This window comes from Mesorhizobium tianshanense, from assembly GCF_007830515.1.
Classification (GTDB): Bacteria; Pseudomonadota; Alphaproteobacteria; order Rhizobiales; family Rhizobiaceae; genus Mesorhizobium; species Mesorhizobium tianshanense.
On sequence record NZ_VLKT01000154.1, the window covers coordinates 1 to 1575 of the forward strand.

The 1575-nt window shown below is 65.7% G+C and carries 1 protein-coding gene; it reads right to left on the bottom strand.

Annotated features, from left to right (window positions below; genetic code table 11):
* Positions 1-52: 52 nt before the first annotated feature.
* Positions 53-1575, bottom strand: a 1523-nt coding sequence (locus IQ26_RS38985) for an IS66 family transposase (protein WP_240547488.1), incomplete at its 5' end; no start/stop codon positions are given.

A 1575-nucleotide genomic window follows, 5' to 3' on the forward strand; every position in this document is an offset into this window, starting at 1 on the left:
GTAACCGGGGCAAAAGCGGCGGCGTTTGGGCGCGTCGATCTGCTGTTGGGGTTCAGCGCGCGGCGAGGAGAACGGGAAGCGGTAGGATCTTGCTGCCAGGGATGCCGAGGCGGTCGCCGAGATAATCCCAGAAGCTGACACCGAGCTTGTTGCAGGTCTTCATCATGCTGAGCATGGTGTCGCGGGCGGCACGGCCCTGGTTGCTGTGGGTTCCGCCGCTGATCTTGCGCCGGGTCACCACGCTGCGGATATCGTTCTCCGAGCCATTGGTGTGGAGCGGAATGTCCGGGCGTTGGAGGATCTTCAGGAAGCTTTGGCGGTCGGTCCGGATGCGCGCGAGTAGACGGTCGAGGGTCACGAACCTGGTCTTCATGCCGACGATCCGGTCGAAGCGCCGGGCCAGTTCCCTGGCTCTTCGGGGCGTGGGATCCAGACACCACGCCTTGATGTCGTTGTAGAGCCACCAGATCCGGCTCTGGATCAGGGCCTTGGCGCGGCGCTGCGGTTCGGTGAAGCTATCGAGGGCATGGATCTGCCGCTCCATATGGACCCAGCACCGCGCGTGCTCGCCGATTGCGAACTGGCCCGCCCCATCACTGAGGATGACGGTGCCGTCGAGGGCCTTTGCCTCGGTCAGACCGCCCCACAACGCGCCTTCACTGGCGATGCGGAACGGGTCCAGAGGGCCATCCTTGGGCTCCAGGCCATGGGCGAGTAGATGGGCGTCCCATGACGCCGCGTCCTCGAACCCGGACGGCTCGCGCCCGGCATGCAGAAGATCCGTCGTGATCACTGGCAGCCCGCGCTCCAGCATGTAGGCGCGTGAGGCGGCGTTCAGGACCCACCGAGCCGACCCGCCGTGCAGGAGCTGCAGGAAGTTCAGCCGGCTCTTCGACTTGGTGGTCGTGAACACGGCGAACCGGTCATTGCCGATTTGCGTACACACGCCATTGACCGCGCCATGGCGGGCCCCGGTGTCGTCGACGCTGACCCAACCGGCCGAAGCGAGCCCGGCCGTCAGAACCTGCTTCGCTTCGGCGACGAAGGCGTCGATCTTGCTGGTCAGGATCCGCACGACCTGACGCTTGGAGATCGACACGCCGAAGTCGCGCAGCAACGCGACGATCCGCTCCACGGTCGATTGACCCTGGTGATAAAGCGACAGCACCAGACGCCGAAGCTCCAAACCGAAGTGCCCGTCGACCCCGTCCGGCAGCGGAGCGACGACGATCCGGCCATCCGGCAAACGCCAGCGGTCCCGATGATAGCGGACCACCCGCACCCCGATCGTCAGATCCTGCACCACGAAGCTTGTCCGCCCCAGAAACCGCGAGCCCGGTGGCGGCTCATAACAAAGACGGCGCTCTTCGGTGATGATCGCCCGGCTCGAGCCACGCCGCTTCGGACCCGTTGCCGCAGGTGAACTCCGCTTGGACGACTGCTCCATCCCGCTCGGCTTCAGCGTCGGGCGCGGCGGTAGACCTTTCAGACGCCGGATCTCATCCTTCAGAGCCGCATTCTCGGCGCGAAGCCCGGCCACCTCTGCCCGCAACTGCAGGATCATGTCGAGCAGGT